The organism is Pseudonocardia sp. McavD-2-B (assembly GCF_024124365.1).
In the GTDB taxonomy this organism is placed as follows: domain Bacteria; phylum Actinomycetota; class Actinomycetes; order Mycobacteriales; family Pseudonocardiaceae; genus Pseudonocardia; species Pseudonocardia alni.
Genome location: NZ_JAMXSG010000027.1, coordinates 1 through 15076, shown reverse-complemented (window position 1 = coordinate 15076; position 15076 = coordinate 1). Strand labels below are relative to the sequence as shown.

Sequence of the window (15076 nt, the reverse complement as noted above, 5' to 3'; positions counted from 1 at the left end):
CGGGAAAACCCCGGAGTCACGCCGCCGGTGGCGGCGGCAGATGCACCGCGGTGACGAGCAGGCCCCGGTCGGCGTGCCAGCGCCCGGGGAACACCGGCACGCTCCGTCCGCCGACGACCGGGCCGGGGACGAGCAGACGGGCGGAGAACGTGCCGGCCGCGGCGTCGAACGCGATCTCGGCCTCGTCGAAGTCCAGCTCGCGACCGGTCAACGGGTACCAGGCCTTGAAGACGCTCTCCTTGGCGCTGAAGTACATCCGGTCCCACGCGATGTCCGGCCGCCGCCGTCCCAGCCCGGCGAGCAGCGCCCGCTCGGAGGGCAGGGTGACGGTCTCCAGGACCCCGGCGGGCAGCGGTGCGTCCGGCTCGGCGTCGATGCTCACCGCGGCGGACTCGGCGACCGAGGACACCGCGGCCGCCCGGTACCCGGTGCAGTGCGTCATGCTGCCGACCACCCCGGGCGGCCACTGCGGGGCTCCGCGACGGTTCGGGAGGATCGGGGCGGGGGAGCGGCCGAGCCGGCCCAGCGCGCGGCGGGCGAGCCTGCGCACCGTGGTGAACTCGCGCCGCCGGGACTCCACGGCCCGGGCGACGAGCTCGCGCTCCTGGGGGAAGAGGCCCTCGCCGGGGTGCTCCTCGTCGTCGTAGGCGCACTCGGTGACGACCCGGCCGGGCAGCACGTGCTCGATCACCGCACACCCCCGGCGACCGGCAGCGGCAGCACCGCGCGCAACGGTTCCCGGGGCGGCCGGGGCCGCCATTCGCGCGGATAGCCCACCGACACCTCCTCGAAACGGACCCCGTCGTGGTAGGTGACGCGGGGGATGTGCAGGTGGCCGTAGACGACGGCCGCGGCGCGGAACCGGACGTGCCAGTCGGCCGTCAGCTCGGTGCCGCACCACTGCGCGAACTCCGGGTACCGCAGCACCCGCGTCGGATGACGCAGCAGCGGCCAGTGGTTCACCAGCACCGTCGGCAGGTCCGGGTCGACCGCGGCCAGGCGGTGCTCGGTCAGCGCGGCCCGGCGTCGGCACCAGGTGGCGCGGTCCGGGTAGGGGTCGGGATGCAGCAGGAACTCGTCGGAACAGACGACACCCGCGTCGTGAGCGATCCGGAGCGACTCCGCCGCCGTCGTCGCGCCGGGGGCGCGGAAGGAGTAGTCGTAGCCGACGAACAGCGGGGCGACGGCGACCGGTCCGCCGGGACCGTCCCACACCGGGTACGGGTCCTCCGGAGTGGTGACGCCCAGCTCCCGGCAGGTCTCGACGAGCGCCCGGTAGCGCGCGTCGCCGCGCAGCGTGCAGGGGTCCTGCGGATGGGTCCACAGGTCGTGGTTGCCCGGGGTCCAGAGCACGCGTGCGAAGCGGCTCGCGAGCAGACGCAGGGTCGACTCGATGTCGGCGTACATCTCGCCGACGTCACCGGCGACGATCAGCCAGTCGCGCCCGGTGGACGGGCGCAGCGACTCGACGAGCGCCCGGTTCTCGGCGTGCACGACGTGGAGGTCGGCGACGGCGAGCAGCTGGGGTTCGGGCACGGTGGGTCCTCCCGGTCGGTCGGGGAACGGTCAGGGGGCCAGGGTGTCGGCGTCGCTGGTACGCGCGGCGTGCAGCCGGGCGTAGGCGCCACCGGCGCGCAGCAGTGTGTCGTGGGTGCCCTGCTCGACGATCCGGCCGGCGTCCATGACCACGATCCGGTCGGCGTCGCGGATCGTCGACAGCCGGTGCGCGATCACGAAGCTGGTCCGCCCGGTCCGCACGGTGGCCATCGCGCGCTGGATCAGCAGCTCGGTGCGGGTGTCGACGGAGCTGGTGGCCTCGTCGAGGACGAGCACGGCGGGGTCGGCGAGGAACGCCCGCGCCACCGTGATCAGCTGCTTCTGTCCGGCGCTGGCGCCGCCGGAGTCCTCGTCGAGGACGGTGTCGTAGCCGTCGGGCAGCGTCGCGACGAACGTGTCGACGCAGGTGGCGCGGGCCGCCTGCTCGATCTCGTCGCGGGTCGCGCCGGGCGCGCCGTAGGCGATGTTCTCGGCGATGGTCCCGCCGAACAGCCAGGTGTCCTGCAGGACGAGCCCGAACCGGGACCGCAGGCCGGCGCGGGTCATCGTCGCGGTGTCCACGCCGTCGAGCAGGATCTGCCCGCCGTCGATCTCGTAGAAGCGCACGAGGAGGTTGCCCAGGGTGGTCTTCCCCGCGCCGGTGGATCCGACGATCGCGACCGTGCTGCCCGGCTCCACGGTCAGCGACAGGTCCTCGATGAGCGGGACGTCGGGGACGTAGCGGAACGACACCCGGCGGAACTCGACCCGGCCCGCCGGTGCCGCGGGCACGGCAGGGCGGGCCGGCTCGGGCGACTGTTCGGGCGCGTCGAGCAGCGTGAACACCCGCTTCGCCGACACCACCCCCGACTGGAGCCGCCCGGCCACCGAGGCGATCTCGACGATCGGCTGGCTGAACTGGCGGGCGTAGAGGATGAACGCCTGCACGTCGCCGAGGGTGAGCGAGCCGGAGAGCACCTTCCACGCGCCGAGGACGGCCACCACCAGGTACCCGAGGTTCGCCACGAACATCATCACCGGCTCCATCGCGCCGGACGAGGTCTGGGCCGACGCCCCGGCCCGGTACACCGCGTCGTTGCACTCGGCGAACCGGCGCCGCGCCTCGTCCCGGCGGTGGTGGCCGCGGATGAGGGAGTGCCCGGTGCAGACCTCCTCGACGTGGGCGTTGAGCGCGCCGTTGGCCTCCCACTGTGTGGTGAACTGCGGGTGCGCGTGGCGACCCAGCCCGACCGCGAGCAGCCCCGCCAGCGGCACGCTGAGGATCATCACCATCGCCAGCGACGGCGAGATCACCACCATCAGCGTGAGCATCGCGACCAGCGACAGGAGCGAGGTGATCAGCTCGGCCAGGGTCTGTTGGAGGGTCTGCTGGAGGTTGTCGACGTCGGTGGTGGTACGTCCGAGGGTCTCGCCGGCCGCATGCCGGTCGTAGTGCCGCAGCGGGAGGCGGGACAGTTTCGCCCGGGCCCGGCCCCGCAGGTCGTGGATCACCTGCCACACCACGGATGCGACGATCCGGCCCTGGACGAGCGTGAACAGCGACGCCCCCAGGTAGACCACGAGCAGGACCAGCAGCAACCTGGCGACCGAGTCGAAGTCGACACCGTCGGCAGGGCCGGGGCTGCCCGCTGCGGGCCCGCCCGCTCCGCCCGGACCCAGGACGCCGACCGCGATCAGGTCGGTCACCCGGCCCAGTAGCAGCGGGCCGACGGCGTTGAGCGCGATCCCGGCCACGCCGGTCAGGACGGCCAGCGCCACCGGCCCGCGGTGCGGCCGCAGCAGCCCCACGAGCCGGCGCGCCGGGCGGTCACCCGGCGCGGGTCCGTCGGGTGGTCCCGCCGGGCCCTCCCCCGGCCGGGTGGCCGCCGACGGGGCGGGCTCAGTGACGTCCGGCGAGGCCATGGGCGACGTCCTCCTCGGTGGGCTGGGAGTTCGCGATCTCGCGGTAGGTCGGGCTGTCGCGCAGGACGTCGTCGTGGGTGCCGTCGGCGACCAGCCGTCCGGCGTCGAGGACGACGACCCGGTCGGCGTCGCGCGCGGTGGCGACCCGCTGGGTCACGGTGATCACGGTGGCGCCTGCGGTCCACGGGGCCAGCGCCGCCCGCAGTGCGGCGTCGGTGGCCTGGTCCAACGCGGAGAAGCAGTCGTCGAACAGGTAGATCTCGGGCCGGCGGACCAGGGTGCGGGCGATGCACAGCCGCTGGCGCTGGCCACCGGACACGGTGGTGCCGCCCTGCGCGATCTCCGCATCCAGACCGCCCGGCATCCGCGCGACGAAGCCGTCGGCCTGCGCGACGCGCAATGCCTCCCAGAGCTCGTCGTCGGTCGCGTCCGTCCGCCCGAACCGCAGATTGCTCGCGACCGTGCCGGCGAACAGGTAGGGGCGCTGCGGCACGAACCCGACGACGCCGGTGAGCACCGCGGGGTCGAGCCGTCGCACGTCGGTGCCACCCACCCGGACCGTGCCCGCGGTCGGATCGACCAGCCGCAGCACGAGGTTCAGCAGGGTCGACTTGCCGCTCCCGGTGCCGCCCAGCACCGCGAGCCGCTCGCCCGGCTCGACGACCAGGTCGACCCCGCGCAGCACCGCACGCTCCGCGCCCGGGTAGCGGAACTCGGCGTCCCGGATCTCGACCCGTCCCGCGGGGCCGTGGAGCGGAGCCGGGGTCGCCGGTGCGGCCACGGCCGGCTCGGTGTCGAGCACCTCCAGGATCCGGCCCGCCCCCACCCGGGCCCGCGGCACCTGCAGGAACACGAACGCGAGCATCACGACCGACATGAGGATCAACGACAGGTAGAACAGGAATGCGCTGAGCGCGCCCAGCTGCATCACGCCTGCGTCGATGCGGTGGGCGCCGAGCCACATCAGGACGACCGTGAACACGTTCATCATCAGCAGCACCAGCGGCAGCATCGTGGCGATCAGCCGGCCGACCTGCCGGGAGAGGTCGAGGAACGCGTCGTTGCTGCGGGTGAAGCGCACCTGCTCGTGGTCCTCACGGACGAACGAGCGGACCACCCGCACCCCCGTGATCGACTCCCGGAGCAGCCGTCCGAGGTCGTCGAGGGCGAGCTGCATCCGGCCGTAGAGGCCACCCATCCGGACCAGCAGCAGACCGAAGGCCACCCCGACGACCAGCACGAGGACGACCAGCAGCAGTGCCAGCGGTACGTCCTGCGCCAGCGCGAGCACGATGCTGCCGATGCACATCAGGGGGGCGGACACGACGACACCGAACCCGGAACGGGCGAGGTTCTGCACCTGTTGGACGTCGTTGACCGTGCGGGTCAGCAGCGACGCCGTCCCGAACCTGCCGATCTCGCGGGCGGAGAAGTCCAGGATGCGGTCGAACACCGCGGCGCGCAGGTCCCGGCCCACCGCGGTGGAGGTGCGTGCCCCCAGGGCGGTCGCCGCCAGCGCCGCCGCGATCTGGACCACGGCGGTGCCGGCCATCAGCACCCCGAGCTCGGCGATCCGGCCGGGGTCGGCGCGGACCACACCCTCGTCGATGAGGGCCGCGCCGAGCGTCGGCAGCAGCAGCGTTCCGGCGATCTGCGCGGTCTGGAGGACGACGAGGGCGCCCGCCGGCCCGGCGTAGCCGCGCAGCCGGGTGCGCGCGAGTCTCCACAGCACGTCAGGACACCCCCGGTTCACGGCGACCGCCGGGCCGCCCGGTGGACGATGCCGGTGGCACACCGGCCAGGACAGCCGACCAGACCGCGGACCCGGAATCCCCCAGTTCTGCGCACCATTTCCTGCGGCCGCACTCGTGAATTCCCTACATCCCGGCGGATTCGTTGACACCGTCTCGCCGATCTTGCCAGCGTGCGGCGTGTCTCTCGTCCGGACAGCGTATTCGCCGCCGTGCCGACGGCCGGTCGACGCGTATGGGCGGGCCCGGTAACGGTCGAAAGGGAATCCCGATGTCCAAACGCGCACTGATCACCGGAATCACCGGTCAGGACGGCTCCTACCTGGCGGAGCACCTGCTGTCGCAGGGCTACCAGGTCTGGGGCCTGATCCGGGGGCAGGCCAACCCCCGCAAGACGCGGGTCAGCCGGCTGGCGTCCGAGCTGGAGTTCGTCGACGGCGACCTGATGGACCAGGCCAGCCTGGTCTCGGCCGTCGACACGGTGCAGCCCGACGAGGTCTACAACCTCGGCGCGATCTCGTTCGTCCCGATGTCCTGGCAGCAGGCCGAGCTCGTCACCGAGGTCAACGGCACCGGTGTGCTCCGGGTGCTCGAGGCGATCCGGATGGTCTCCGGCCTCTCGATGTCGCGCACGGCGTCGCCGAACGGGCAGATCCGCTTCTACCAGGCCTCGTCGTCGGAGATGTTCGGCAAGGCCGCGGAGACCCCGCAGCGGGAGACGACGCTGTTCCACCCGCGCAGCCCCTACGGCGCCGCCAAGGCCTACGGCCACTACATCACCCGCAACTACCGCGAGTCGTTCGGCATGTACGCGGTGTCGGGCATGCTGTTCAACCACGAGTCGCCGCGCCGTGGCCAGGAGTTCGTCACCCGCAAGATCTCCCTGGCGGTCGCCCGGATCAAGCTCGGCCTGCAGCGCGACCTCGCGCTGGGCAACCTCGACGCGGTGCGCGACTGGGGCTACGCGGGTGACTACGTCCGCGCGATGCACCTCATGCTGCAGCAGGGCGAGCCCGACGACTACGTGATCGGCACCGGCCAGATGCACTCGGTGCGGGACGCGGTGCAGATCGCGTTCGAGCACGTGGGGCTGGACTGGCGGGACAAGGTCGTCATCGACCCGGCGCTGGTGCGCCCGGCCGAGGTCGAGGTGCTGTGCGCCGACAGCCTGCGGGCCCGGCGGCTGCTCGACTGGACGCCCGAGGTCGACTTCCCCGAGCTCATGCGGATGATGGTCGACTCCGACCTCGAGCACGTGGCGCGGGAGAACGAGTACGGCCACCTGCTGCTGGCCGCCAACTGGTGAACCGGCGGACGACACACTAGGGATTTCCGGCCCGGATCCTCCGCAGAATCATCTGCGATGAGCCCCTCCGTCGTACGGCGGGAACGGGGCGGCGATTCGGTTCCTGTCGGATGTGTGCGGAATTCCGGCGCGATTGTCAGCGGGCGTCGGCGGCGAGACGGGTGGAGTTGGAATGGACAACGAACAGAAGCTCCGGGACTACCTCAAGCTGGCCACGGCCGACCTGCGCCGTACCCGCCGGCGGGTGAGCGAGCTCGAGTCCGCCGCCCAGGAGCCGATCGCCGTCGTCGGGATGGCCTGCCGCTATCCCGGCGGTGTCCGCAGCCCGGAGGACCTGTGGCGGATGGTCGAGGCGGGGGAGGACGGCGTCACGCCGTTCCCCACCGACCGCGGCTGGGACACCGCCGCGCTCGCCGGCTCCCCGACGAGGTCCGGCGGGTTCCTGCACGACGCCCCCGACTTCGACGCCGAGTTCTTCGGCATCTCCCCGCGCGAGGCCGTCGCGATGGACCCGCAGCAGCGGGTCGTCCTGGAGTCCGCCTGGGAGGCGTTCGAGCGGTCCGGGATCGACCCGGTCTCGCTGCAGGGCACCCGCACCGGTGTGTTCGTCGGCGCGATGGCGCAGGACTACCGGGTCGGCCCGGCGGACGGCGCCGAGGGTTTCCAGCTCACCGGCAACACCGGCAGCGTCCTGTCGGGCCGCATCTCCTACACCTTCGGCACGGTCGGCCCGGCGGTCACCGTCGACACCGCGTGCTCGTCGTCGCTGGTGGCGGTGCACCTCGCCACCCAGGCCCTCCGGGGCGGTGAGTGCTCGCTGGCACTGGCCGGCGGTGTCACCGTGATGTCCGGGCCCGGCACCTTCATCGAGATGGGCCGCCAGGGAGGACTGTCCGCCGACGGCCGCTGCCGATCCTTCGGCGACACGGCCGACGGAACCGGCTGGGCCGAGGGCGTCGGCCTGCTCGTCCTGGAACGGCTGTCCGACGCGCGCCGCAACGGGCACGAGGTGCTGGCCGTCGTCCGCGGCTCCGCGGTCAACCAGGACGGCGCGTCCAACGGGCTCACCGCCCCGAACGGCCCGTCCCAGCAACAGGTCATCGAACAGGCGCTGGTCAACGCCCGGTTGTCGGCCGGCGACGTCGACGTCGTCGAGGCGCACGGCACCGGAACCACCCTCGGCGACCCGGTCGAGGCGCAGGCGCTGCTGGCCACCTACGGGCGGGACCGGGACGTCGAGCGCCCGCTGCTGCTCGGCTCGGTCAAGTCGAACATCAGCCACACGCAGGCCGCCGCCGGCGTCGCCGGGATGATCAAGATGGTGATGGCGATGCGGCACGGGGTACTGCCCCGCACGCTGCTCGCCGAGGACCCCAGCCGGCACGTCGACTGGTCCCCGGACACCGTCCGCATCCTCACCGAGAACACCGACTGGCCGGCCACAGGAGCCCCGCGCCGCGCCGCGGTCTCGTCGTTCGGGATCAGCGGCACCAACGCCCACACCGTCATCGAGCAGGCGCCCGCCCCGGAGACCGGTGCCCCCACCCCGGAGGACGACGGCGCGGTCGCCGGCGGGCCCGCCCCGATCGTGCCCGGCACCCTCCCGGTCCTGCTCTCCGGACGCACCCCCGACGCGCTGCACGCCCAGGCCGCTGCGCTCCGGGACGCCCTCGCCGCCGACCCCGCCACCCCGCTGACCGACGTCGCGTGGTCGCTGGCCACCACCCGGACCGCGTTCGCCCACCGCGCCGTGCTGCTCGCCGCCGACCGCGACGCCCTCGCCGGTGGCCTGGACGCGCTGGCCACGGGCGATCCGGCCACCGCCCGCGACACCGTGACCGCCGAGGCCAGGCCGGAGAGCCGGCTCGCCGTGCTGTTCACCGGGCAGGGCTCGCAGCGGGTCGGCGCCGGACGTGAGCTCGCCGCCCGATTCCCGGTGTTCGCCGAGGCACTGGACACCGTGCTCTCCGCCTTCGACGCGCAGATGCAGGGTCCGCTGCGCGAGATCATCCGTGGCTCCTCCGACGGCACCGGTGAGGCAGCCGTCGCGCTGCTCGACGACACCGCGTACGCCCAGCCCGCGATCTTCGCCGTCGAGGTGGCGCTGTACCGGCTCGTCACCTCCCTCGGCGTCACCCCGGGCCACCTGCTCGGACATTCGGTCGGCGAGATCGCCGCCGCACACGTCGCCGGGGTGCTCGCGCTCGACGACGCCGCCACCCTGGTCGCCGCCCGCGGCCGCCTGATGGCGGCGCTGCCCACCGGCGGCGCCATGGTCGCGGTGCAGGCCACCGAGGCCGAGGTCGAGGCCCTGCTCGACGGGTACCGCGACCGGGTCGCGGTCGCCGCGGTCAACGGCCCGTCGGCGGTCGTGCTGTCCGGCGCCGAGGAGGCGGTCACCGCCGTCACCGGGCTGCTCGCCGACCAGGGGCGCCGGACCCGGCGGCTGCGGGTGAGCCACGCGTTCCACTCGCCGCTGATGGAACCGATGCTCGACGAGTTCCGCGCCGTCGTCGAGGGCCTCGACCTGCAGGCACCGCTGATCCCGATCGTCTCCGACGTGACCGGCGAGCTCGCGACCGTCGCCCAGCTCACCTCGGCCGACTACTGGGTCGAGCACGTCCGCAGCGCCGTCCGGTTCGCCGACGGCGTCGACTGGCTCGCCCGCCACGACGTCACCGCCTTCCTCGAGCTCGGCCCGGACGGCCCCCTGTCCGCCATGACGCGCGACTGCCTCGACGCCGCGGACCCCGGCGCCCCCGCCTCGGTCGCCGTGCCCGCGCTGCGCGCCGGGCGCCCGGAGGAGCACACCCTCACCGCCGCACTGGCCGCGCTGCACACCCACGGCACCGCCGTGGACTGGGCGGCCTGGTTCGCCGGCACCGGCGCCCGCCGCACCGACCTGCCCACCTACGCCTTCCGGCGCCGCCGGTTCTGGCCCAAGGCCCTCCAGACCGGTGCCGCCGACCTGCGCTCGGCCGGGCTCGGCGCCGCCCGGCATCCGCTGCTGTCGGCCACGGTGTCGCTCGCCGACTCCGAGGGCGCGCTGCTCACCGGACGGCTGTCCCTGCAGACCCACCCCTGGCTCGTCGACCACACCGTGCGCGGCACCACCCTGCTGCCCGGCACCGCCTTCCTGGAGCTGGCCGTGCGGGCCGGCGACGAGGTCGGCTGCGACCGGGTGGAGGAGCTGACCCTCGCCGCCCCGCTGGCCCTGCCCGACGAGGGCGGGGTCGCGGTCCAGCTGTGGGTCGGGGCCCCGGACGCCGGTGGCCGCCGCACCCTGACCGTCTACGCCCGGCCGGACACCGACGCCGACGCCGAGCACGACGTCCCCTGGACCCCGCACGCCACCGGCGTCCTCGCCGCGGGCGGCGCCGTCCCGGCGACCCCGGACGCGACCGAGTGGCCGCCCGCCGGGGCCGAGCCGCTCGGGACCGAGGACCTCTACGACCGCCTGGCGCAGGCCGGCTTCGGCTACGGCCCCGCCTTCCGCGGCCTCACCGCGGCCTGGCGCCACGACGACGCCGTCTACGCCGAGATCGTGCTGCCCGAGGCCGGCCGTACCGACGTCGACGCCTTCGGCCTGCACCCCGCCGCGCTCGACGCCGCACTGCACGCCGCAGGGTTCGTCGAGCTGGGCGAGCGCAGCCGCGGGGGCATGCCCTTCTCCTGGGAGGGCGTGACGCTGCACGCGAGCGGCGCGGGGACCCTGCGGGTGCGCCTGACCCCGGTCGCCGACGACGCGATCGCCGTCGCCGTCGCCGACGGGACCGGTGCACCGGTCGTCACCGTCGACTCGCTGGTGCTGCGCGGAGTCGGCGAGCTCGACCTCGACTCCGCCGGTGCCGTCGCCCGGGACGCGCTGTTCCGGCTCGACTGGACGCCCGTCACCCCCGCGGGTGAGGTCCCCGGCAGCGTCGTGATCGCCGGCGACGACGTGCTCGGGCTCGCCACGCACCCCGGCCTCGGCGCCGCGCACGGCGGCGTCGCCGGACCGACGGACCTGGCGACGCTCGTGACCGCAGACGGTCCCGCCCCCGACGTCGTGCTGCTCGGCCTGGCCGGGGGAGCGGAGGCCGCGCAGGCGCACCGCTGTGCCGCCGACGCGCTCGCCGCCGTCCGCACCTGGCTCGACCACGCCGACCGCCTGGACGGCTCCCGCCTGGTCGTGGTGACCCGGGGCGCCACCACCGGTGACGACGTGGCCGCCGCGGCCGCGTGGGGCCTGCTCCGCTCCGCCCGCTCGGAGAACCCCGGCCGGTTCGCGCTGCTCGACCTCGCCCCGGACGTCGACCCCGCCGACCTGCCGCTCACCGCGCTCACGGCCGACGAGCCCGAGCTGCTGCTGACCCGCGACGGTCTGCGGGCGGCCCGGCTCGTGCGCCGCCCCGCCCCGCGCGAGGCCGGCGCCACCCCGTCGTTCGGGGACGGCGCCGTGCTGGTCACCGGCGGCACCGGCGGCCTGGGTGCCGTCGTCGCCCGGCACCTGGCCACCACCCACGGCGTGACCGACCTGCTGCTGGTCGGGCGCCGCGGCCCGGCCGCCGACGGCGCGGCCGAGCTGGTCTCCGACCTCACCGCCGCCGGTGCGCGGGCCCAGGTCGTCGCCTGCGACGTGAGCGACCCCGCGGCGGTGACCGAGTTGCTCGGCGCGCACCGGGTGACCTCGGTGGTGCACGCCGCCGGGGTGCTCGACGACGCCACCGTCGGTTCGCTGACCCCGCAGCGGCTCGCGGCGGTGCTGCGCCCGAAGGTCGACGCCGCGTGGAACCTGCACACCGCGGCCGCGGCCCTGGGTCTCGACCTCGACGCGTTCGTGCTGTTCTCCTCGGTCGCCGGGGTGTTCGGCAGCCCCGGGCAGGCGAACTACGCGGCGGGCAACGCCGCCCTCGACGCGCTCGCCGCGCACCGTCGGGCCGCGGGCCTGGCAGGTCTGTCGCTGGCCTGGGGACCGTGGGAGCGGACCGGCGGGATGACCGGTGGCGTCTCCGACGAGGACATGGCGCGAATGGCCCGCGCCGGGACCCCCGCCCTCACCGTGGAGCAGGGGCTGACCCTGTTCGACGCCGCGCTCGGCGCCCCCGAGCCCGCCCTGGTGCCGGTCCGTCTGGACCTGCCCGCCCTGCGGGCCGGCGGCGAGGTCCCGCCGCTGCTCCGGTCCCTGATCCGTACCCGGGCCCGGCGCACCGCGGCCACCGGCTCGGCGACGGCGAACGGTCTCGCCCAGCGGCTGGCCCGCCTGGACGCCGAGGGACGCGAGGAGATGGTCCTGGACCTGGTCCGCGGCCAGGTCGCCCTGGTGCTCGGGCACGCCGGTGCGGCCGACGTCGACGCCGGCCGCGCGTTCCGCGACCTCGGGTTCGACTCGTTGACCGCCGTCGAGCTGCGCAACCGGCTCGGTACCGTCACCGGGCTGCGGCTGCCCGCCACACTCGTGTTCGACCACCCGACGGTCCGGCACCTCGCGGCCCACGTCACCGACGAGCTGCTGGGCGCCGAGACCGAGGCCGTCCCGGCCGCCCGCGTCGCGGTGGACGTCGAGGACCCGATCGTCATCGTCGGCATGGCCTGCCGCTACCCGGGCGGGGTGTCCACGCCCGACGAGCTGTGGCGCCTGGTCACCGAGGGCACCGACGCGATCTCCGGTTTCCCGACCAACCGGAACTGGGACCTCGAGGCGCTGCACCACCCGGACCCGGACCACCCCGGCACCACCTACACCCGCTCCGGCGGGTTCCTGCACGAGGCGGGCGAGTTCGACCCGGCCTTCTTCGGGATGAGCCCGCGCGAGGCGCTGGCCACCGACTCGCAGCAGCGCCAGCTGCTGGAGACCTCGTGGGAGGCCGTCGAGCGGGCGGGCATCGACCCGTCGACGCTGCGCGGCACCGCGACCGGCGTGTTCGCCGGTGTCATGTACAGCGACTACAACGCCGTCCTGGCCGGGGGGCCCGAGTTCGAGGGCTTCCAGGGGGTCGGCAGCTCGCCGAGCCTGGCCTCGGGCCGGGTCGCCTACACCCTCGGGCTGGAGGGGCCCGCGGTCACCGTCGACACCGCGTGCTCGTCCTCGCTGGTCGCGATGCACTGGGCGATGCAGGCGCTGCGGACCGGGGAGTGCTCGCTCGCGCTGGCCGGCGGTGTCACCGTCATGTCCACCCCGGCGGCGTTCGTCGACTTCGCCCGCCAGCGCGGCCTGTCCCCGGACGGGCGCTGCAAGGCCTTCTCCGACGACGCCGACGGCGTCGGCTGGTCCGAGGGCGTCGGCATGCTGGTGCTGGAACGGCAGTCCGAAGCGCTGCGCCACGGCCACGACATCCTGGCCGTGGTCCGCGGGTCCGCGGTCAACTCCGACGGCGCCTCCAACGGGATCACCGCCCCGAACGGGCCGTCCCAGCAGCGGGTGATCCGCCAGGCGCTGGCGAGCGCGGGGCTGTCCACCGACGACGTCGACGTCGTCGAGGCGCACGGCACCGGCACCTCGCTGGGCGACCCGATCGAGGCCCAGGCGCTGCTGGCCACCTACGGCCGGGACCGGGACACCGACCGGCCGCTGCACCTGGGGTCGCTGAAGTCCAACATCGGGCACACCCAGGCCGCCGCCGGCGTCGCCGGCGTGATCAAGATGGTGCTGGCGATGCGGCACGGCGTGCTGCCCCGCACGCTGCACGCGGACACCCGTTCCTCGCACGTGGACTGGACCGAGGGTGCCGTGGAGCTGCTCACCGAGCAGACCGCGTGGCCGGAGACCGGCCGTCCGCGCCGGGCCGCGGTGTCGTCGTTCGGGATCAGCGGCACCAACGTGCACACGGTGCTGGAGCAGGGACCGGACTCCGCGCCCGCCCCCGACCCCGGTCCCGGGGCCACCCCGGCCGTGGTCCCGCTTCTGCTCTCGGGCCGCGGCCGCCCCGCGCTGCGCGCCCAGGCCGGCCGGCTGCTCGACCACCTGCGGGACCACCCGGGCGTCCGCACGGCCGACCTCGCCCACTCACTCGCCACCACCCGCACCCGCTTCGACCAGCGCGCCGCCGTACTGGCGGGCGACCGCGAGGACCTGCTCGCCGCGCTCGGCGCGCTCGCCGCCGGACGTCCGGACCCGCGCGTCGTGGAGGGGGAGGCCGCCGGGCGTGCCCGGACCGCGGTGCTGTTCACCGGCCAGGGCAGCCAGCGCGCCGCGATGGGCCGCGAGCTGTACGCCGCCCAGCCGGTGTTCGCCGCCGCGTTCGACGAGGTCTGCGCCGCGCTGGACCCGCTGCTCGAGCGGCCGCTCGCCGAGGTCGTGTTCGCCGAGGGGGGCACCGCGGAGGCCGCGCTGCTCGACGAGACCGGCTGGACCCAGCCCGCGCTGTTCGCGGTCGAGGTCGCGCTGTACCGGCTCGTCGAGAGCTGGGGCGTGCGGGCCGACCTCGTGGCCGGGCACTCGATCGGCGAGATCACCGCCGCGTACGTCGCCGGGGTGTTCACCCTGGCCGACGCCGCCCGGCTGGTCGCCGCCCGCGCACGGCTCATGCAGGCGCTGCCCACCGGTGGCGCCATGGTCGCGATCGCGGCCGGCGAGGACGAGGTCACCCCGCTGCTCGACGAGCGGGTGTCGATCGCGGCGGTGAACGCGCCGGGATCGGTAGTCGTCTCCGGCGACGCCGACGCCACCGCCGCGCTCGCCGCGACGTTCGCCGAGCAGGGCCGCCGGACCCGCACACTGCGGGTCAGCCACGCGTTCCACTCGCCGCACATGGACGGCATGCTCGAGGACTTCCGGGCCGTGGCCGAGCGGATCGAGTACCACGCGCCCCGGATCCCGGTGGTCTCCAACCTCACCGGCGCCCGGGCCGCCGACACCGAGCTGTGCGAGCCCGGGTACTGGGTGCGGCACGTGCGCGAGGCGGTCCGGTTCGCCGACTGCGTCACCACGCTGCACGACCAGGGCGCGACCGTCCTTCTGGAGCTGGGACCCGACGCACCGCTCACCGCGATGGCCCGCGAGACCCTCGGGGACGGCGCCGACACCGCGCTGGTGCCCTTCCTGCGCGCCGACCGGGGCGAGGAGCTCGCCGCCGCGACGGCCGCCGCCCGGCTGCAGGTCCACGGCCTGGACCTCGACCCCGCCGCGCTGCTGCACGGGACCGGTGCCCGCCGCACCGCCCTGCCGACCTACGCCTTCCAGCACGAGTTCTACTGGCCGCAGCTGCCCGCGGCCGCCGCGTCCGCCGGGGAGGACACCGACCCGGCCGACCGGCAGCTCTGGGCCGCCGTCGAGCGCGGGGACGCCGCCGAGCTCGCCGGCATCCTCGGCCTCGACGCCGACGACGTCGCCACCCCGCTGCTGCCCGCACTGACCACGTGGCGGCGCGGCAACCGGGAGAAGGCCCGGCTCGACACCCTGCGCTACCGCGTCGAGTGGACCCGGCTGCGGCGCCCCGCCGCGCCGGTCCTCGACGGCACCTGGCTGCTGGTCGCCACCGGCGCCACCACCGACGCCGAGACCACGCTGCTCGACGGGCTCGCCGACACCCTCGGCGCGCACGGCGCCCGGGTCCGCCGGCTCGTCCTCGACGACGACTGC

The 15076-nt window shown here is 74.9% G+C and carries 5 protein-coding genes and 1 pseudogene; 2 read left to right on the top strand and 4 right to left on the bottom strand.

Annotated features, from left to right (window positions below; all coding sequences use genetic code 11):
- Window positions 1-16 precede the first annotated feature (16 nt).
- The 4 genes from NH602_RS06475 to NH602_RS06460 are packed head-to-tail and all read right to left on the bottom strand — an operon-like array spanning window position 17 to window position 5191.
- Entirely contained in the window at window positions 17-691 is a 675-nt protein-coding gene (locus NH602_RS06475) for a 4'-phosphopantetheinyl transferase (RefSeq protein ID WP_073575139.1), read from the bottom strand.
- Entirely contained in the window at window positions 688-1536 is an 849-nt protein-coding gene (locus NH602_RS06470; protein WP_100877987.1) for a metallophosphoesterase, read from the bottom strand. Before NH602_RS06470 ends, NH602_RS06475 begins: the two co-directional genes overlap by 4 nt.
- Window positions 1537-1566: 30 nt before the next feature.
- Window positions 1567-3459 carry an ABC transporter ATP-binding protein gene (locus tag NH602_RS06465; RefSeq protein ID WP_253067301.1) on the bottom strand — a complete coding sequence of 631 codons (1893 nt, stop codon included), beginning with the start codon at window positions 3457-3459 and terminating at the stop codon, window positions 1567-1569.
- On the bottom strand, window positions 3437-5191 hold the full coding sequence (locus NH602_RS06460) for an ABC transporter ATP-binding protein (protein WP_073575137.1): 1755 nt from the start codon (window positions 5189-5191) through the stop codon (window positions 3437-3439). The genes NH602_RS06465 and NH602_RS06460 overlap by 23 nt, the downstream gene beginning before the upstream one ends.
- Before the next feature lie 290 nt (window positions 5192-5481).
- Here NH602_RS06460 and NH602_RS06455 point away from each other — a divergent pair, with 290 nt between their 5' ends.
- Both NH602_RS06455 and NH602_RS06450 read left to right on the top strand, forming a co-directional pair.
- The gene (locus NH602_RS06455) at window positions 5482-6516 is read left to right on the top strand and encodes a GDP-mannose 4,6-dehydratase (protein WP_073575136.1); all 1035 of its coding nucleotides are present in this window, start codon (window positions 5482-5484) and stop codon (window positions 6514-6516) included.
- Window positions 6517-6706: 190 nt separating this feature from the next.
- Window positions 6707-15076: pseudogene (locus NH602_RS06450) on the top strand (type I polyketide synthase); the annotation flags it as partial.

Excerpts from the sequence above, each read along its gene's own strand:
- NH602_RS06455 (WP_073575136.1), top strand. The coding sequence starts at position 5,482 with ATGTCCAAACGCGCACTGATCACCGGAATCACCGGTCAGGACGGCTCC.
- NH602_RS06465 (WP_253067301.1), bottom strand. The coding sequence starts at position 3,459 with ATGGCCTCGCCGGACGTCACTGAGCCCGCCCCGTCGGCGGCCACCCGG.